The organism is Streptomyces sp. NPDC005774 (genome assembly GCF_042871645.1).
In the GTDB taxonomy this organism is placed as follows: Bacteria; Actinomycetota; Actinomycetes; order Streptomycetales; family Streptomycetaceae; genus Streptomyces; species Streptomyces pratens.
This window is the reverse complement of sequence record NZ_JBIAIV010000039.1, coordinates 59,102-76,558: the sequence shown is the minus strand read 5'-3', so window position 1 is coordinate 76,558 and position 17,457 is coordinate 59,102. Positions and strand designations below refer to the sequence as shown.

The window sequence follows — 17,457 nt, the reverse complement described above, 5'->3', positions numbered from 1 at the left end:
GAACGACCCCTCGTCGAGCAGCAGATCGATCCGCTCACGGGCCGTCAGTTTGCCCTTGGCGTGCTGCTTCTCCACGGCACGCTCCGAACCGGCGTGCGTCGCCTCGTGAATGCGCCGCTGGAGGTCCGCGAGCTTGCCCGCGGTCGTACGAATATCGAGGTCGGACAGCTCTGTGGGCTCGGCACTCACCGGATGGGTCCCTTCTGGCCGATGCGGCCGAAGACTTGGTACGCGGGGGCAGTGGTTCCGCCGTCGGCCCGCAGGCGAACGAGTTGTCGTGGGCTGTCAGTACCGCGCCGGAGGGCACCGTGACGTCGTTGCGTCTCAGTGTCCTGGGGTGGAAAGCGGGGACCGGCGCGGCAGGTCGTAGGAAAGCGTCATGGAATGCTCCGGAAGCGGTGGACAACGGCTCCCGGAGGGGGCCACTCTCATGCGTCAGAAGGTGTCGTGGGGGACATACACGCCCCAGACGTCGCGCAGCGCGTGGGAGACCTCGCCGACCGTGGCGCGCAGCCGCAGGGCCTCGCGTATCGGGGGCAGGACATTGTCGGTGCCCTGGGCGGCGGTGCGCAGGGTGTCGAGGACGCGTTCGACGGCGTCGTTGTCGCGTTCCCTGCGCAGGGCGGCGAGGCGTTCGCGCTGGTCGAGCTCGATCTGCGGGTCGACGCGCAGCGGCTCGTACGGTTCTTCCTCGTCGAGGGCGAACGTGTTGACACCGACCACGGTGCGTTCCTTGTTGTCGATCTCCTGTGCGATCAGGTAGGCGGAGCGTTCGATCTCGGACTTCTGGAAGCCCTGCTCGATCGCCGCGACGGCACCGCCGCGGTCCTCGACGGCTTGGATCAGCTCCAGGGCCGCCGCCTCGAGGTCGTCGGTCATCGCCTCCATGAAGTAGGAGCCGGCGAAGGGGTCGACGGTCTTGGTCACGTCGGACTCGTAGGCGATGACCTGCTGGGTGCGCAGGGCCAGTCGCGCTGCCTTCTGGGTGGGCAGGGCGATGGCCTCGTCGTAGGAGTTGGTGTGCAGGGACTGCGTCCCGCCCAGGACCGCGCCCAGACCCTGCAGGGCGCCCCGGACGAGGTTGACTTCCGGCTGCTGAGCCGTCAGTTGTACTCCGGCGGTCTGCGTGTGGAAGCGCAGCATCTGCGACTTGGGGTTCTTGGCGCCGAACTCCTCGCGCATGACACGTGCCCAGATGCGGCGGGCGGCACGGAACTTCGCGATTTCCTCCAGCAGCGTGGTGCGGGCGACGAAGAAGAACGACAGGCGCGGAGCGAAGTCGTCGACGTCCAGGCCGGTGGCGATCGCGGCGCGCACGTACTCCTTGGCGTTGGTGAGGGTGAACGCGATCTCCTGTGCGGGCGTGGCTCCGGCCTCGGCCATGTGGTAGCCGGAGATGGAGATGGTGTTCCAGCGCGGCAGCTCTCGATGGCAGTAGGCGAAGATGTCGCTGGTCAGCCGCAGGGACTGCTTGGGCGGGAAGATGTAGGTGCCGCGGGCGATGTATTCCTTGAGCACGTCGTTCTGGATCGTCCCGGTCAGCTGTTTGCCCGCGACGCCCTGCTCGGCCGCGACCAGCTGGTACAGCAGGAGCAGCGTCGAGGCGGGAGAGTTGATCGTCATCGACGTCGACACCTTGTCGAGTGGCAGGCCCTGGAACAGCATGCGCATGTCCTCGATGGAGTCGATCGCCACGCCGACCTTGCCGACCTCGCCCTGGGCAAGGGGTTCGTCGGAGTCGTAGCCCATCTGCGTCGGCAGGTCGAAGGCCACGCTCAGGCCGCCGGTGCCGGCGCCGACCAGCTCGTGGTAGCGCGCGTTGGACTCCTTCGCGGTGCCGAACCCGGCGTACTGCCGCATGGTCCACGGCCGGCCGGTGTACATCGACGGGTACACGCCGCGGGTGAACGGGAACTGGCCCGGGGCGCCCAGCTTGGCATCCGCGTCGAAGTCTGTCAGCGTCCGGCCGTCGTGGACCGGATGAATCGGCAGGCCGGATTCGCTGCGTGCCAAGGAACCCACGTCGACCTCCTCTGGTACTCAATGTCTCTCGAACGGTACTTGGTGCCATCGGTGGGGGCAAGTGGCCTCCGGGCGGTAAGACGGGGAAGGATGGGTGCTCATGAGTAAGCCACCTGCGCGAATCCGACTCGCGGACGCCGCGTTCGCCCTCTTCGACGAGCGCGGATACGAGCAGACCACCGTCGACGACATCGCCGAACGGGCCGGCACGGGGCGCACCACGTTCTTCCGGCACTACCGGTCCAAGGAAGACGTCATCTTCCCCGACCACGACCGGCTGCTGGAGCAGATCAGGGACCGGCTGACGACCTCGAGTCACAGCACCGCCCTGGTCGCCGTCTCCGACGCAGTCCGCCTGGTGCTGCTGCACTACCTAGACGAGGGCGACCTCGCGCGCCGGCGGCACGCACTCACCAGCAAGGTCGCCGCCCTCCGCGACCGCGAGATCGCCAGCGTGGCCCGCTACCAGCGGCTGTTCCGCGAGTTCATCGCGGACTGGATGGGAGACTCCACCGAGTCGGCCTCGCTGAGGGCCGAACTCATGGCCGCGTCCGTGGTCGCGGCCCACAACCACGTGCTCCGCCGATGGCTGCGAGGCGAGTCCCCCGACCCGGTCGCAGAGATCGATGGAGCGATGCACGAGGTACTCGCTCTCTTTCCAGCCCCTGGTTCCCCGCCTGAGACGGGGCGCGGCACCACCGTCGTAGCATTCCGGACCGGGCAGGACATCGACGCGTTGATTCCCACGCTACGACGCCTTGTCGAGGACGAGCTCAGGTGACGAAAGTGCCCGGCTCGGCCGGACATCGGTTACTCGATGGCCGATCACCACCGCGCCGACCTCGTCGTCGACGCCCTGGACATGGCCGCCGGCCGGGGTCACCTGGAACCCGGCTGCATCACCCACACCGACTGCGGGTCTGCGCACACCTCAGCTCGATTCCGCACTCGAGTAGAAAAGTTGAAGCTGCGACAGAGCATGGGACGGATCGCCGCAGCGGAGAGCTTCCTCGCCGTCCTCAAGGAGGGAATCGGCACCCGCGTCCGGACCGGCCGTGCCACTGCACGGGCCGACATTTTCATCTTCATCGAGACTTTCCACAACCGACGGCGCCTGCGCGAACATCCCCGCCGGGGCCACCTCACGCCTCACGAGACACGTCAACGCTACGACGGGACAGGACCCGAGCACATCCTCGCGGCGTGAATCAACCATGTCCAAGATCACGGGGAAACTTCATCTACCGTCTTACCGGTATACGTACACAGGGCGAGGGCGCACGCCAGTTGGTGAACGGTGTCGGAAGACCGTGTGCGGGAGAACCGCACGTACGGTTTGAAGCGGCGGGGGCTGGAAACGGAGCGGGAGCCACCGCGCCAGCCCCCCGACCCTACTGAGCGGGGGCGAGGCCCTCGGGGAGTCCGCTCGGCTGGTGCGGGCCCATGGCGAGGTGCTCGAAGATACCGATCCCCTGCACACCGTCCGAGCGGCGCACCACCGAGAGCTGCTGGGCGTGCACCGTGTTGAGGGTGAGCGGATCGAGGTCCTCGGGCTTCCAGCTCTCGCGCACCACCGACTCGCCACCGTGGTCGCGGCCGTGGCCGCGCTCGGGGTGGTAATAGCCCAGCCCCATCATCTGGAAGGTCGTACGGGGCTCCACCTCGACGGTGAAGTGCATCGGGCCACGGGGACCGACCTCGATCCGCGCGGTCTTCGGCCTGCGGGTGCCGGGGCGGTAGGCGATCCCGACCCGGACGTCGTCCGTGCGCTCCACCGGTGCGTTGATCTGCACCTCATCGGGTGCGACGCGCGGCGCGCGCATCGCCATCCGGACGTGGCTGACCCCGTCGGGTGCCTCGTGCAACGTGGTCTGGAGGAACGAGTCCGGGAAGTGCAGGACACTCCACACGGCATAGATGGGTTTGATGCTCTTCGAGGCGACATCGGCAGCGGTGGCCTGGCGGCGGATACCCCAGGAACGATCGCGTACGCCGTGCCAGCGGGCGCACTCGACCCTCTCGCCGTGGATGCTGAAGGAGCCGTTCCACGAGCCGAACTGGACGAAACGGGTACGGTCCGAGGCGACGGTCGTGCCCCGGGTGCGGATCAGCCGCTGCTCCTCGAGCGGCGTGCTCTCGGCCACGAAGGTGATGTCCGCGGCCAGGCCATCGGTCTCCTCGAGGACCACCCGGATGCTCCGCAGTGATTCGAGCACCTCGATCCTGAGCGGCCCGACGTGGGAGACGCGTTGGTCCGGGGGCAGGTGGCCGGAGGCGAAAACCGATTCCTGCACGCCGTCGCGCGAGACGCTCAGAGCCGCGTCGATCACTCCGGTGTTGGGATAGACACTGAGTCCGAAACCGAGATGGGCCGAGGCGTCCGGGGCGAACATCGTGGCGTAGTAACGCTCGTAGAAGGCCGGGTCGCCGTTCGCCGGCTGCAGGACCGGCGCCGAGGTCTGGTGGACGAGATGGTCGTCGTGACTGCTCAACATGCGGGGGACTCCTGAGGCTTTGCGGCAGTGAGGAACTCGTGCGACTCCAGGTCACGGGCCATGGCCGCGGTGCGGTTCCACATTGCGGTGAACATCCGCTTGGCGCGCTCGTTGCTGCGCAGTTCCCCGGCGGCGGGCATGGTCAGCAGCAGGGTGCTGTAGGCCATGGCGCGGTAGGAGTTCCACGCCACTTCGTCGGTCCAGCCCTCGATACCGGCGTCGCGAAGCTGCCGGGCATGACGAACCACCAGTTCGGACTCGCTGCTGCGGCGCTGCTCGACCGACAGCGAGGACCCGATGAAGTAGGCCAGGTCCCACGACGGCGGACCCCACCCCAGGGTCTGCCAGTCAAGCAGCCAGACCCGGTCATCGGCGAAGAGCATGTTGTCGAGGCGGTAGTCGTGGTGTGCCAGCGTGAACGGGCCGTCGTAGGATTGCGACCACGCGTCGCAGGCGTGACCGAACTCCTCGATCACCTCGGCCGCCCCGGGCTCGAGTTCGGCGGCGACCGTGTCCTTCACCTTGTCCCAGGCGGCGAGGTAGCGTCGCCTGCGATCGGGAATCGGGGCTCCTGCCCGGCGCTGCAGCCAGTCCTGGGCGCCGAACGCCTCGTCGTTCCACCACCGGGCCTGGATGTTGACGAGCTGGTCGACCGCGAGCCGGGGCTGATGGCCGACGGCGCCGAGGATCTGGTTGCTGGGGACGGCGTCCCGGATGTCCTCGAGGACGAGCGCGGGCTCGCCGTCGACGAGGAACGAACCGAAGAACTCCGGGCACTGAAGGCCGGAGAGCTCGGGCAGCAGTTCCTGGTAGAAGCGTAGTTCGCGGTCATAGACGCCTGCGGTCCGGGCGGTCAGGGCGGTCTGGCCCTCGCCGACCGGGAGCTTCACGACACACGAGGCCGGGATCCGTGACGGGACCGGATCCGTGAGGATGCAGCGGACGGTGTCGGCCATCTGGCCGGTCCCGACCGGCGTGATCTCCAGTTGGCCGAGGCGCTCCTCGGGAGAGAGGCGGCCCGAGGAGCGGAACACCGCGGTCAGGTCCTCGGACGTCACGGTCGCGATGCGTTGATCGACATTCTGGTTCATGAGGTTTCACCAGCCTTGGAGGCAGTGTCCGGGTAGGCCTCGACGACGGAGCGAAGTTCGGTGGGGGTGGCGCCGTGCATGATCACGCCGTCGACACCGAGGTCGAACTGGCGGCGGACCCTGTCAGCACACTCCGCCGGGGTGCCGGTGGCGGCACAGTCGAGCCACTCGGCCGGCAAGACCTTCCGGATGCGTTCGTACTGCTCCGGAGTGCCGACGGCGTCGGCCCATCCGCCGAGTTCGTTGACGACGTCGGAGGTCCGGAACCGCTCCAGCAGGGCCGGGTCCCACTGGTTGGTGGAGACCAGCAGGTCGCCGTAGACCTGGAGGTAGGTGGCCAGGCGGCCGACGGTCTTCTTGACGAAGGTCCGCTCGTCGAGTTCGTCGGTCACCGTGGCGTAGCAGGACCAGATCTTGACCGAGGCCGGATCGCGTCCGGCCTGCTCCGCGGCCTCGCGGACTACGACGCCGACCGGCAGACCGTGGAGGAGATCCGGAAGACCCGGCCGGACATGAGTGCGCTCACCGACGCTGAGCTGCGCGCCCGCATCACGTCCTTCGCGGGTGTTCTGCGGCCCCTGCTGAAACGGCACATCGAGGCCAGCCTCAAGTCCGGTGTCGGGCTGGGCGCGATCGCGCAGCTCGCCGAGGCCGTGGGGAGACCGGAGCTTTCGCTGACGCTCGTCGCCGGCATCGGGGACGTGGATTCCACCGGGCCGTCGACGGGGATGTGGGAGCTGTCCCGGCTGGCGGCGGACCACGAGGTCGCCGCTCTGTTCGAGTCGGTGCCCCTGAAGGACCTGTACCGGCGGATCAAGGAATCGGCCGTCCCGGCCGTCGCCGCGTTCGCCGACAGGCTCGACGCCTTCCTGTCCGACTGGGACTTTCGCGGTCCGTCGGAGTGGGAGATCCGGGCCACGACATGGGGGGTCGAACCCACGCCCGTGCTGTCCGCGGTGGATCGCATGCGCAACGTACCCGACGACGAGGCGCCCAACACCAAGAACGCTCAGCGGGCCGCACAGCGCGAAGAGGCCACGGCACAGGTGCGCGCCCTCCTGGAGGGAAACGAGGAGGCGCTGGGTCAGTTCGAGGTGGCGCTGAAGGCCGCGGCCCTGTGGCTGCGTGGCAGGGAACGCGGCCGCACGTCCTGCGCCATGCTGATGCACGAGCTGCGCCTGCCCGCGCTGGAGCTGGGCAAGCGTTTTCACGAGTCGGGTGCGCTGCGCTCGCCGCTGCAGATCTTCATGCTCTTCGCTGAGGAGTTGGACGCCTTCCTCGCCGACCCGGGCAGCTTCACCGAGGTGCTGGCCGAGCGGGAGCGGGTGTACAAGGACCTGTTCGACCGGGAGCCACCTTTCGTCGTGGTGGGTCAGCCGGATCCGGTCGAGAACTGGCCGCGCCGTTCGGACCGGCCCGTCGAGCGGGCCGGGGCCGGCACGGTCATTCAGGGAGTGCCCGGCTGCGGCGGTGTCGCCCGCGGGCGCGCCAGGGTGCTCACCTCGCCGGATGACGCGTCCACCCTCGAGCCGGGTGAGATCCTCGTTGCGCCGATCACCGATCCGGCGTGGACGCCGCTGTTCGTGCCCGCCGCCGCTGTGGTGGTCGACGTGGGTGCCCCGTTCTCGCACGCCGCGATCGTGAGTCGCGAACTGGGGATCCCCTGCGTGGTCTCGGCCACCCGCGCGTCCGCTCGCATCAGGGACGGCGCGCTCATCGAGGTGGACGGCACCACTGCGACGGTCACCGTCATCGAGGCCTGAGGCAGCGGTCGCCCGCCCACCGCGGCCGCTCTCAAGTGCCTGGCGATGCAATTGGCGCACGAGAGCCCGCGGTGGGCGCACCGGAGAGTCCAGGGAGAATTCGCCCGGCTCGGGCGCCCCATTGTCTCCTCTGCCGTGTGGGAGATCCTCAACGCCGCCGGCCTCGGCCCGGCCCCACGCCGCACCGGCCCGACCTGGCGCGATTCCCTGACCGCGCAGGCCGACAGCATCGTGGCCGCGGACTTCTTCCATCTGGACACCGTGCTGCGGAGGAGGCCGAGGTGCTGCTCAGCGCACCCCGGGCGCCGCGGATGAACGTGCGCTGCGAGGGAGTGATCGGCACCATCCGTCGCGAAGCCCTCCCCACCACGTCCTGATCCTGAGCGAGGCCCGCGCCAGACGGGTACCGGCTGAGTTCACCCGGCATTCCCACATGCATCGGCCGCACCGTGCCCCGTACCAGCGACCTCCCGCCGGACGCTCCGCCGAGGGCGGCCCGAACACGCTCCTCGTGGCCGGGCCGTGCGCGAATGCCGGAAAGGAGGCCGTCATCGCACTCCCCACGAGGGGATTGAGACTCCGCACCTCTTCGCGTCCCGGCCGCTGCGGCATCCTGCCGACGAGGGCATCGGCGACGCGGAACGCCGACAGGGTGGAGGTGAGCAGCACCGGTGTCTCCAGCGGGTTGACCTGTCCGTCTGCGACGGGAACGGACACCAGACCGTGCTGGTGTTGCGCTGGTTCCGCGAGTGCGGCTGGGTGCACCGCCTGGCCCGGGATGTCGACATTTCGGAGGCGCAGGGCACGGGCGACGGCGGCAGCGGTCGAAAAATTGGTGAGGTGGCCCTGCACGGCCAAGCGTCCGTAGCCCGGTGGGGCGGGCGTCTGTCGGGGCGAGGACCAGACGTCCAGCAGAATGATCGTATGGCCTCTCCTTCCAGAACCGGTGCAGGTGCCGGCAGCGGGACGAACCGGATGCGTCTTTCGGCGGCCGGGGCCGCGCTGGCGACCGTTGGCGCGGGGCTGGGTCTCAGGGCCGTGGCGGTGGGAGAGGTGGCCAAGTACGGCGGGGACGCCCTGTACACCCTCCTGCTCGTCGCCCTCGTCGTCCTGGTGGCGCCGAGGGTGACGGCATGGAAAGCCGGCGCGCTCGCGCTGGCCGTCAGTTGGGGGATCGAGTTCTTGCAGCTCAGTGAACTGCCGGCAGAGCTCTCCCGGCACAGCACTGCTGCCCGTTTGATCCTCGGTTCCACCTTCAACGCACCGGACCTGTTCTGGTACGCGGTCGGCGCGCTGGTCGGATGGCTTGTCGTAGCCTCACGAAGGGCGGGCCAGGGACGGACATCTCCAGCACTGTGAGTGATTGTTCGCGGTGATCGGCGGCGCGGCCGGTGGCTCGTGCGGGCAGGTTCCTCCCAACTCTCCACCCGATGTGATCTCCCGGTGCTGCTCCGTGTTGCCATCAACGGGGCAGAGACGAAAAGCAGCAGGTCGTCAGGCCGTCTCTGAGCCATGACGGCCGGCGCATCGTCTTCGTGGCGGCCGAGGAGAGGGAACCTCGCAGCCCGGCCCTCGACGAGTACGGCCGCGCGGTGGCGTACGACGCGGTACCGGTGGTCTGCCGGGGGAGTGTCGTCCACCGCTGGTGACCGGCAGGTCTTCACAACGCATCTGCGTCGACGGACACAGCCGAGCTGTGGTGATCCTGGTCCTTCGGCGCGCGGAAGCTGTGCCGGCCCGGGACGATGGCCACCGGTGGGCGTTGCGTATCAGGGAGAGCCCAAAAGATTTTGGGCGTGGATGTCGAGAACCCGTGGCCGGTTCCGTCCCCGCAGTGAACGCGACCGAAAGGGGTCGCACCAGCACCGAGGAGAAGCACGATGGCCAAGTACCTGCTGCTGAAGCACTACCGGGGCGCCCCGGCCGCGGTCAACGACGTGCCCATGGACCGGTGGACGCCGGAGGAGATCTCGGCCCACGTGCAGTACATGAACGACTTCGCCGCCAGGCTCGAAGGAACCGGTGAGTTCGTCGACGGTCAGGCGCTCGCCCCCGAGGGGACGTTCGTCCGGTACGACGGCGAGGGCCGGCCGCCGGTCACCGACGGCCCGTTCGCCGAGACCAAGGACCTCATCGCCGGCTGGATGGTGATCGACGTCGACAGCTACGAGCGCGCCGTCGAGCTGGCCGGGGAACTGTCGGCCGCTCCCGGAGCGGGCGGGAAGCCGATCCACGAATGGCTCGAGGTACGCCCGTTCCTGACCGCGCCGCCCACCATCACGGAATGACGACGGACATCACGACGGGAATGATGACGGGAATGACGGCCGAGGTGAACGAGGACCTGCTCCGGAGTCTCACGCCGTGCGTACTCGGGATCCTCGGCCGCCGCGGAGCCGACTTCGCGGCGGCCGAGGACGCCGTGCAGGACGCGCTGGTCGAGGCGGTCCGCGTCTGGCCGACCGCCCCACCGCACGACCCGAAGGGCTGGCTGGTCACCGTGGCCTGGCGCCGGTTCCTCGACGCGACCCGGGCGGACACCGCCCGCCGCTGGCGCGAGGACCGGGTCGACGAGGAGCCGCCGCCCGGACCCGCGCCTTCGGCGGACGACACGCTCCAGCTCTACTTCCTGTGCGCCCACCCGTCGCTGACGCCGTCGTCCGCGGTCGCGCTCACGCTGCGCGCCGTCGGCGGGCTCACCACCCGCCAGATCGCCCAGGCCTACCTGGTGCCCGAGGCGACCATGGCGCAGCGCATCAGCCGGGCCAAACGCACCGTCTCCGGCGTGCGGTTCGATCGGCCCGGCGACGTCGCCACCGTGCTGCGTGTCCTCTACCTGGTCTTCAACGAGGGCTACTCCGGTGACGTCGACCTCGCCGCCGAGGCCATCCGGCTCACCCGGCAGCTCGCGGTCGTGATCGACCACCCCGAGGTGGCGGGGCTGCTCGCCCTCATGCTGCTCCACCACGCCCGGCGCGCCGCGCGGATCGCACCCGACGGCAGCCTGGTGCCGCTCGCCGAGCAGGACCGCGGCCGGTGGGACACCACGTCGATCGCCGAGGGTGTCGGGATCCTGCAGGCGGCCCTGGCCCGCGACCGGCTGGGCGAGTTCCAGGCCCAAGCCGCCATCGCGGCCCTCCACGCCGACGCCCACACCGCCGAGGAGACCGACTGGGTGCAGATCGTCGAGTGGTACGACGAGCTCACGCGCCTGACCGACAGTCCGGTCGTCCGGCTCAACCGCGCGGTGGCCGTCGGCGAGGCCGACGGACCGCGCGCGGGCCTGGCGGCGCTCGTGGCGCTGGACGACTCACTGCCCCGCCACACCGCGGTTTCCGCGTACCTCCACGAACGCGACGGCGACCTCGCGACGGCGGCACGCCTGTACGCCGAGGCGGCTCGGAAAGCGCCCAACCTCGCCGAACGCGACCACCTGACACGCCAGGCCGCCCGGCTCAACGCCCGCCGGGATCACTGACGGATCGCGCTCGGCCGACGGAACCGCACGCGCGGTCCTTCTTCCACTTCCCAGCGAATCGATATACAGATCGAATCGATGTTACGGTCCTGGGCGGCCCGCCTCACCGTCGAGGCCCGCGCCTCCTCAGCTCGTCCCCGCAGGTTCGCCCCGTCTCGGGCGGTCGCCGCACTCTCCGAGAGTCACGAACCATGGAACTCCGTACGTCCTCCGCCGAGCGCTTGCCGGCTTCAGCCGTCTCGCACGACGAGACGGTGCCGGCACGGCGCGGCCCGGCCGGGAGACACTGCGCCGGGCACCGGCACAGAACCCCGTAGCGAGGCTCTCGTACGGCCGTGTCCCTCATGCTCCCCACTCCGCGCGGTCACGCCGACCGTCCGCGAAGCCGGTCCGGCAGGCCGTCCGGAGACGCACGGCCTGCGCTCGGCGCAACCGGCCCGCCGCTGTTCGGTCCACCAGGCCGGCAACGCCACTCGTGGTCGGGCCCGAAACCGTTCCCCCCGCTCCCGGACCGTTGTCTTCGAAAGGTTTTCTGCACCATGCCGCTGGCTCTGCTGGCCCTGGCTGTCGTCGCGTTCGGCATCGGCACGACCGAGTTCGCCACGATGGGACTGCTGCCCCAGATCGCCGACGGGGTCGGCGTGTCCGTGCCGCACGCCGGCCACCTCGTCTCCGCCTACGCGCTCGGTGTCGTCGTCGGTGCGCCTCTGCTGACGGGCATCGGCGCGCGCATACCCCACAAGCGGCTGCTCCTGCTCCTGTCGGGGCTGTTCGTGGTCGGCAACGCCGCGTCCGCGCTCGCGCCCGACTTCGGCCTGCTCTTCGCCGCGCGGTTCCTGGCGGGTCTGCCGCACGGAGCGCTGTTCGGCGTGGGCGCCGTCGTCGCCTCACGACTGGTCGCCCCGGGGCGCGCGGCCCGTGCCGTTTCGAAGGTGTTCCTCGGCCTCACCGTCGCCAACATCGTCGGAGTCCCGGCCAGCACGGCCCTCGGGCAGCAGCTGGGCTGGCGGTCCGCCTACTGGGCGGTCACCGCCATCGGACTCGTCGCCCTCCTCATGCTGGCCTGCTTCGTCCCCCACCAGCCACGGGGCCGGCAGTCCGGCGTCCGGACCGAGCTGCGGGCCATGGGCAACAGGCAGGTCGCGATCGGCATGGCCGTCGCCGTGGTCGGGTTCGGCGGGTTCTTCGCCGTTTACAGCTACCTGGTGCCCATGCTGACGAATCTGACGGGCATATCCAACTCCTCGACCACCCTGGTCCTCGCGCTCTACGGCGTCGGCATGACGCTCGGCACACTGATCGCCGGCCCGCTCACGGACCGTGCCCTGCGGCCGACGCTGTATGCGGGCCTGGCTCTGCTCGCCGCGGCACTGGTGACGTTCTACTTCACCGTGCACAGCCTTGTGCCCGCCCTGTTGACGATCACCGTCATCGGTGCGATGGGCTCTCTCATCACCACGCCCGTCCAGATGCTGCTCATGGCCAAGGCCAAGAACGCTCCGACGATGGCGGCGGCCTCCAACCACTCCGCGTTCAACCTGGCCAACGCGGGCGGGGCCTGGATCGGCGGCCTGGTCATCTCGGCCGGCTGGGGCTGGGCCGCGCCCAGCCTGGCCGGTGCGGCTCTTGCTCTGGCCGGCCTCGGCCTGGCCTTCACGGGTGGCCTGATGGACCGGGGAGGCCGACGTTCCGAGGTGATCATGGAAGGCTCGGCCGCGCCCGACCAGGAGACGCGTACGGTCACATGACGACCTGAGAAGAGGGCGAAACCGGGCCGGGCCCGTCAGGAGTGCGGGCGGGCCCGGCCCGGTGTCCGGGTGTCGGCCGGTGGCGTGGGGCGTGTCCGGCCTGCCAGTACACGGCCTCACCGGTACGCAGTTTGATCGGCGCGCGGCCCGAAGCGCTGCCGAAGGGCGTCGTACCGCCGTCCGTCTGCCGGCAAGCGGTCGCCGAGAGGACCGTCGGAACCAGTGGCACGAGCAACAGGAGATGCTGCGTTCCGGGCATACGGTCATCGTGCGACTCCCTTCCCGGGTCATGCGAGTCCCTTCCCCGGTCATCCGGGACGCGAGGCCCCCTGGCGGCCGTCGCCCCGGCCGGCCTCGGCGCGCAGGGCCATGAGCGTGTGCTGCGCGGACGGCCGTCGTTCCGCACTGTCGGCACGCAGTGCGCGGGACAGGCCCAGCGCCGCGGTGCGTACGGCGGGGGCGAGCTGCGCCGGCTGGAAACGGGCGCGCGGTACGGCGACGGACAGGGCGGCGACGGCCGTACCGCTGCCGTCGAAGACGGGAGCGGCGATGCAGCTCACTCCGAGGGCGGCCTCCTGCTCCTCGTACGCCAGACCGGAGACGTGCGCCTGCTCGATGGCGGTCCGCAGCCGGTCGGGGTCGGACGTCGAGTAGCGGGTGAGCTGCGGCAGGGGAGTCTCACCCAGCACCGCGTCCACCAGCTCGGGGCCGGAGAAGGCCAGCAGCGCCTTGCCCACGCCGGTGCAGCTCAGCGGGAGACGTCCGCCCACCCGTGAGGGCAGCGGCAGCCGGTCATGGCCGTGGATGCGCTCCAGGTAGACCACCTCCCGTCCTTCGCGCACACCGAGGTGCACCGTCTCGTGGGTGGCTTCGTAGAGATCCTGGAGGAAGGGCAGGGCCGTCTCCCGCAGGCCGTGCCGGCGCGGAACCAGACTGCCCAGTTCGAAGAGCCGGCCGCCGAGACGGTAGGCGTTGCCCTCCTTCTCCATCAGCTGGAGACGGACCAGATCCGCGGTCAGCCGGTGCACCGTGGCCTTCGGCAGCCCCGTACGGTCCGAGAGTTCCGTCAGCCGGAACGAGCCGCCGACGCTGTCGAAGCAATTCAGGATGGATACCGCTTTGTCCAGCATGTTGCCCTGATCATTGTTCCGTGTCACGGAACAATGATTGTCAGAGTTGCGCCCCGCTGTCTATACCGGAACCACCGCACCCGCCGGACCCCGGTCCCGAACCTCTGGAACCACCCTTCCGACGCACTCCCCGAGGGCAACATGACAACGCCTCCCCTGTACGACCCGCCGCCCGGTCCCATCCTGAAGGCGGCCGACATCCTGAAGCAGGCCGCGCGCACAGGCGTGACATGTCCGCCTGTGCGCACGCTCCTCGACGCCGACGACATCGACACCGCCTACGAGGTGCAGCGTCTCAACGTGCGGCGCAGCCTCACCGACGGCCGTAGGATCGTGGGCCGCAAGATCGGCCTCACCTCGCCGGCCGTGCAGAAGCAACTAGGTGTCGACCAGCCGGACTTCGGGGCACTGCTGTCCGACATGGCCGTCCCCGACGGCGGAACGGTCCCCGCCCGGAGGCTGCTCCAGCCCAAGGTCGAGGCCGAAGTGGCACTCGTCCTCGGCGCCGATCTTCCCTTCGTCGGGCCCACGGTCGCCGACGTACTGCGCGCGGTGGACTTCGCCCTGCCCGCTCTGGAGATCGTCGACAGCCGCATCAGCGGCTGGGACATCTCCATCGTCGACACGGTCTGCGACAACGCCTCCTCGGGCCTCTTCGTTCTCGGCGGCACCCCCGTGCCGCTGACCGCGGTGAACCTGAGGGACGTGCGGATGACGCTGCTGCGCAACGAGGAGGAGGTGTCCAGCGGCTCGGGGCGCGACTGCCTGGGCGGCCCGCTCAACGCCGCCGTCTGGCTGGCGGACGTACTCGCCGCCGCCGGAGATCCGCTGCGCGCGGGGGACATCGTCCTCACCGGCGCCCTGGGGCCCATGGCCGTGGCCGCTCCCGGCGACCACTTCGACGCCGATATCTCCGGGCTCGGCTCCGTACAGGTCTCGTTCGCACCGGACACCACCGACACTCAGGACACCCCGGACGAGGGAGCACACCAGTGACGAGCACGGCCTCCACGACGAACACGGCCCCCGCGAGGCGGACCAAAGTAGCGGTCATCGGCTCCGGCAACATCGGCACCGACCTGATGATCAAGGTGCTGCGGCTCTCCGAGAGCCTGGAGATCACCGCCATGGCGGGCATCGACCCGGACTCCGACGGCCTGGCCCGCGCGCGCCGCCTCAAGGTCGCCACCACCCACGAAGGGGTGGAAGGGCTGGTGAGGATGGACGAGTTCGCCGACATAGACATCGTCTTCGACGCGACCTCGGCCGGAGCCCACCGCCACCACGAGGACGTACTGCGCCCCCTGGGCCGCACACTCGTCGACCTCACCCCCGCCGCACTGGGCCCCTACGTGGTGCCGCCGGTCAACGGCGCCGACCACCTCGACGCCGCCAACGTCAACATGGTCACCTGCGGCGGCCAGGCCACCATTCCCGTCGTCGCGGCGGTCGGAGCGGTCACGCCCGTGCACTACGGCGAGATCGTCGCATCCATCGCGTCCCGCTCGGCCGGACCGGGCACCCGGGCCAACATCGACGAGTTCACCGAGACCACGTCGTCCGCCATCGAACAGGTCGGCGGCGCGGCCCGCGGCAAGGCCATCATCATCCTCAACCCCGCCGAACCCGCGCTCATCATGCGCGACACCGTCCACTGCCTGGTGGGCGAATGCGACGACACCGCGGTGAGGGACTCGGTGCAGGAGATGGTCGCCCGGGTCCAGGGTTACGTCCCCGGCTACCGACTCAAGCAGGCCGTGCAGTTCGACCGGGTCACCGCCGACGACCCGCTGCGTTCCCTCCTCCCCGCCGGCTCCCGCACCCCGGACGCGACAAGGGTGTCGGTGTTCCTCGAGGTCGAAGGCGCCGCCCACTACCTGCCGTCCTACGCCGGCAACCTCGACATCATGACCTCGGCCGCGCTGCGTACCGCGGAGCGCATGGCCGCCCACCACACGTCGGAGGTGGTCTCCCGATGACCGCACAGCAGCAGCCCGCCCTGTACGTGCAGGACGTGACCCTGCGGGACGGCATGCACGCCGTCCGCCATCGCTACACCGTCGACCAGGCCCGCGCCATCGCCGCCGAGCTGGACGCGGCCGGCGTGGCCGCGATCGAGATCGCCCACGGTGACGGCCTGGCCGGCTCCAGCATCAACTACGGCGTCGGCGCCCACACCGACTGGGAATGGATCGAAGCGGTGGCTGGCGCCACCCGGCACGCCATACCCACGACGCTCCTGCTGCCCGGCATCGGCACCGTCCACGACCTCGAGCGGGCCCACTCCCTGGGTATCCGCTCCGTACGGATCGCCACGCACTGCACCGAGGCGGACATCTCCGCCCAGCACATCGCGGCGGCGCGCGAGCTGGGTATGGACGTCGCGGGGTTCCTGATGATGTCCCACATGGCCGAGCCGGCCGAACTCGCCCGCCAGGCCAAGCTCATGGAGTCCTACGGCGCCCACTGCGTCTACGTCACCGACTCCGGTGGCCGGCTCACCATGGACGGGGTCCGGGACCGCGTCCGGGCCTACCGCGACGTCCTCGACCCGGCCACCGGACTCGGCATCCACGCCCACCACAACCTCGCCCTCGGCGTGGCCAACACCGTGGTCGCCGTCGAGAACGGCGTCACCCGCGTCGACGCCTCGCTCGCGGGCCAGGGCGCGGGGGCGGGCAACTGCCCGCTGGAGGCGTTCATCGCGGTCGCCGACCTCATGGGATGGGACCACGGCTGCGACCTGTTCCCCCTCATGGACGCCGCCGACGATCTCGTACGGCCGCTGCAGGACCGCACGGTGCAGGTCGACCGGGAGACGCTGACGCTCGGCTACGCGGGCGTGTACTCCAGCTTCCTGCGCCATGCCGAACGGGCTTCCGAGCGCTACGGCATCGACACCCGCGCGATCCTCGTCGAGGTAGGGCGCCGCAAGATGGTCGGCGGCCAGGAGGACATGATCACAGACATCGCTCTGGACCTCGTGGCGCAGGTCCCGGCGGGCTGACACCCGGGCCCGGCCAGCCCGGGGTGGGTGCGACGGAGCGCCCGCCCCGGGCCGGCCATCGGCTATGCCCTGACCGGGCCTCGGCACCACACTCCCCTCGTGGACCCGACACCGAAAGCGCCACTCTGTCCGTTCTTGATCGAATGACTTCATTGTTTTTCTGAATACGTAACTCCTCGCCCAGGTGGGACGAATTCAAGGAACATGCGGAGATGGTTCCTTGTGTCGCGCTACCGTTGGCGGCCGTCGCGGTGTTCATGGTCGCGGCATCGGGGCGGGGGGCATGTGCGAAGAAAAATGAAGACGATTCCGTTCTTTTACGGAACGGACGTTCGGTCGAAACGTGAACAGGAAGCGCTCGACAGGATCGGGGACGGTTTCCGGAAAATACTGCCGGACACCGTGGTGGAGACATGTTCATGGGGTGACGTCCGCGGCGTGAATCCGGCGGACGAGACCGACGTGCCGGACGGCATGGGACCTGCCTGGGCCCCCGACGGACATGGAGTGGCCTGGTCGGATGCGGAGCGGGCGGCGTGGGCCCGGCTGCACGACGACCCGCTCTACGAGATCCGGACGGCGGTCCTGGCGGCACCCGGCGACGCGTCCGCCCCTTCGCCGAGGGCGCTGGACCTGCCGAGGACGCGTATCGGTGCCATGCCGGACGATCCCGAAGTCGGGGAATTGATTCCGGCAGGCGAACCCGGCGAGCAATTCCATGCA

General features: G+C 69.7%; 15 protein-coding genes and 1 pseudogene. 10 read left to right on the top strand and 6 right to left on the bottom strand.

The genetic code is table 11. The features are described 5' to 3' along the window. Nucleotides 1–189, bottom strand: a pseudogene (locus ACFYQA_RS28540) (methylmalonyl-CoA carboxyltransferase); the annotation flags it as partial. A 246-nt stretch (nt 190–435) separates the two neighbouring features. Next, on the bottom strand, nt 436–2,022 hold the full coding sequence (locus tag ACFYQA_RS28535; protein ID WP_388923671.1) for a methylmalonyl-CoA mutase: 1,587 nt from the start codon (nt 2,020–2,022) through the stop codon (nt 436–438). A gap of 100 nt (nt 2,023–2,122) precedes the next feature. On the opposite strand from ACFYQA_RS28535, the gene ACFYQA_RS28530 reads away from it, so the two are divergent. Further along, a complete protein-coding gene (locus ACFYQA_RS28530; RefSeq protein ID WP_386391848.1) occupies nt 2,123–2,803 on the top strand; it encodes a TetR/AcrR family transcriptional regulator in 681 nt (226 codons plus the stop codon). 36 nt (nt 2,804–2,839) lie between these two features. Continuing rightward, on the top strand, nt 2,840–3,229 hold the full coding sequence (locus ACFYQA_RS28525) for a hypothetical protein (RefSeq protein ID WP_388923668.1): 390 nt from the start codon (nt 2,840–2,842) through the stop codon (nt 3,227–3,229). A gap of 184 nt (nt 3,230–3,413) precedes the next feature. Here the strand turns inward: ACFYQA_RS28525 and ACFYQA_RS28520 are convergent, their stop codons facing one another. From ACFYQA_RS28520 to ACFYQA_RS28510, 3 genes are read right to left on the bottom strand one after another with little or no spacing between them, the layout of a single operon-like run. Next, nucleotides 3,414–4,517 (bottom strand): hypothetical protein, encoded by a 1,104-nt coding sequence (locus ACFYQA_RS28520; RefSeq protein WP_388923665.1) that lies wholly within the window; start codon nt 4,515–4,517, stop codon nt 3,414–3,416. After that, nucleotides 4,511–5,608, bottom strand: a complete 1,098-nt coding sequence (locus ACFYQA_RS28515; protein WP_388923662.1) for a phosphotransferase family protein — start codon at nt 5,606–5,608, stop codon at nt 4,511–4,513. The genes ACFYQA_RS28520 and ACFYQA_RS28515 overlap by 7 nt, the downstream gene beginning before the upstream one ends. Then, nucleotides 5,605–6,000 (bottom strand): hypothetical protein, encoded by a 396-nt coding sequence (locus ACFYQA_RS28510; RefSeq protein WP_388923659.1) that lies wholly within the window; start codon nt 5,998–6,000, stop codon nt 5,605–5,607. Before ACFYQA_RS28510 ends, ACFYQA_RS28515 begins: the two co-directional genes overlap by 4 nt. Before the next feature lie 120 nt (nt 6,001–6,120). Between ACFYQA_RS28510 and ACFYQA_RS28505 the strand changes: the two genes are divergently transcribed. The 5 genes from ACFYQA_RS28505 to ACFYQA_RS28485 all read left to right on the top strand — a co-directional run bounded on the left by ACFYQA_RS28505 (nt 6,121) and on the right by ACFYQA_RS28485 (nt 12,597). Continuing rightward, nucleotides 6,121–7,371 carry a PEP-utilizing enzyme gene (locus ACFYQA_RS28505; protein ID WP_388923656.1) on the top strand — a complete coding sequence of 417 codons (1,251 nt, stop codon included), beginning with the start codon at nt 6,121–6,123 and terminating at the stop codon, nt 7,369–7,371. Nucleotides 7,372–8,295: 924 nt separating this feature from the next. Then, nucleotides 8,296–8,730 (top strand): DUF2809 domain-containing protein, encoded by a 435-nt coding sequence (locus ACFYQA_RS28500; protein WP_388923685.1) that lies wholly within the window; start codon nt 8,296–8,298, stop codon nt 8,728–8,730. Nucleotides 8,731–9,251: 521 nt separating this feature from the next. After that, nucleotides 9,252–9,659 (top strand): YciI family protein, encoded by a 408-nt coding sequence (locus ACFYQA_RS28495; RefSeq protein WP_386391856.1) that lies wholly within the window; start codon nt 9,252–9,254, stop codon nt 9,657–9,659. Between the two features lie 44 nt (nt 9,660–9,703). Continuing rightward, on the top strand, nt 9,704–10,849 hold the full coding sequence (locus tag ACFYQA_RS28490; protein ID WP_388923682.1) for an RNA polymerase sigma factor: 1,146 nt from the start codon (nt 9,704–9,706) through the stop codon (nt 10,847–10,849). A 539-nt stretch (nt 10,850–11,388) separates the two neighbouring features. Next, a complete protein-coding gene (locus ACFYQA_RS28485; RefSeq protein ID WP_388923653.1) occupies nt 11,389–12,597 on the top strand; it encodes an MFS transporter in 1,209 nt (402 codons plus the stop codon). A 308-nt stretch (nt 12,598–12,905) separates the two neighbouring features. On the opposite strand, the gene ACFYQA_RS28480 is transcribed toward ACFYQA_RS28485, so the two are convergent. After that, on the bottom strand, nt 12,906–13,727 hold the full coding sequence (locus ACFYQA_RS28480) for an IclR family transcriptional regulator (RefSeq protein ID WP_388923679.1): 822 nt from the start codon (nt 13,725–13,727) through the stop codon (nt 12,906–12,908). Between the two features lie 141 nt (nt 13,728–13,868). On the opposite strand from ACFYQA_RS28480, the gene ACFYQA_RS28475 reads away from it, so the two are divergent. Genes ACFYQA_RS28475 through dmpG form a run of 3 tightly spaced genes read left to right on the top strand, consistent with a single transcriptional unit; the run spans nt 13,869 to nt 16,734 of the window. Next, a complete protein-coding gene (locus tag ACFYQA_RS28475) occupies nt 13,869–14,723 on the top strand; it encodes a 2-keto-4-pentenoate hydratase (RefSeq protein ID WP_388923650.1) in 855 nt (284 codons plus the stop codon). Then, entirely contained in the window at nt 14,720–15,706 is a 987-nt protein-coding gene (locus ACFYQA_RS28470; RefSeq protein ID WP_386391865.1) for an acetaldehyde dehydrogenase (acetylating), read from the top strand. The genes ACFYQA_RS28475 and ACFYQA_RS28470 overlap by 4 nt, the downstream gene beginning before the upstream one ends. Next, on the top strand, nt 15,703–16,734 hold the full coding sequence (dmpG, locus tag ACFYQA_RS28465) for a 4-hydroxy-2-oxovalerate aldolase (RefSeq protein ID WP_388923647.1): 1,032 nt from the start codon (nt 15,703–15,705) through the stop codon (nt 16,732–16,734). The genes ACFYQA_RS28470 and dmpG overlap by 4 nt, the downstream gene beginning before the upstream one ends. Nucleotides 16,735–17,457 lie beyond the last annotated feature (723 nt).

Coding starts and splice junctions, on each gene's coding strand:
- ACFYQA_RS28530 (WP_386391848.1), top strand. CDS start 2,123: ATGAGTAAGCCACCTGCGCGAATCCGACTCGCGGACGCCGCGTTCGCC.
- ACFYQA_RS28525 (WP_388923668.1), top strand. CDS start 2,840: ATGGCCGATCACCACCGCGCCGACCTCGTCGTCGACGCCCTGGACATG.
- ACFYQA_RS28520 (WP_388923665.1), bottom strand. CDS start 4,517: ATGTTGAGCAGTCACGACGACCATCTCGTCCACCAGACCTCGGCGCCG.
- ACFYQA_RS28515 (WP_388923662.1), bottom strand. CDS start 5,608: ATGAACCAGAATGTCGATCAACGCATCGCGACCGTGACGTCCGAGGAC.
- ACFYQA_RS28505 (WP_388923656.1), top strand. CDS start 6,121: ATGAGTGCGCTCACCGACGCTGAGCTGCGCGCCCGCATCACGTCCTTC.
- ACFYQA_RS28500 (WP_388923685.1), top strand. CDS start 8,296: ATGGCCTCTCCTTCCAGAACCGGTGCAGGTGCCGGCAGCGGGACGAAC.
- ACFYQA_RS28495 (WP_386391856.1), top strand. CDS start 9,252: ATGGCCAAGTACCTGCTGCTGAAGCACTACCGGGGCGCCCCGGCCGCG.
- ACFYQA_RS28485 (WP_388923653.1), top strand. CDS start 11,389: ATGCCGCTGGCTCTGCTGGCCCTGGCTGTCGTCGCGTTCGGCATCGGC.
- ACFYQA_RS28480 (WP_388923679.1), bottom strand. CDS start 13,727: ATGCTGGACAAAGCGGTATCCATCCTGAATTGCTTCGACAGCGTCGGC.
- ACFYQA_RS28475 (WP_388923650.1), top strand. CDS start 13,869: ATGACAACGCCTCCCCTGTACGACCCGCCGCCCGGTCCCATCCTGAAG.
- dmpG (WP_388923647.1), top strand. CDS start 15,703: ATGACCGCACAGCAGCAGCCCGCCCTGTACGTGCAGGACGTGACCCTG.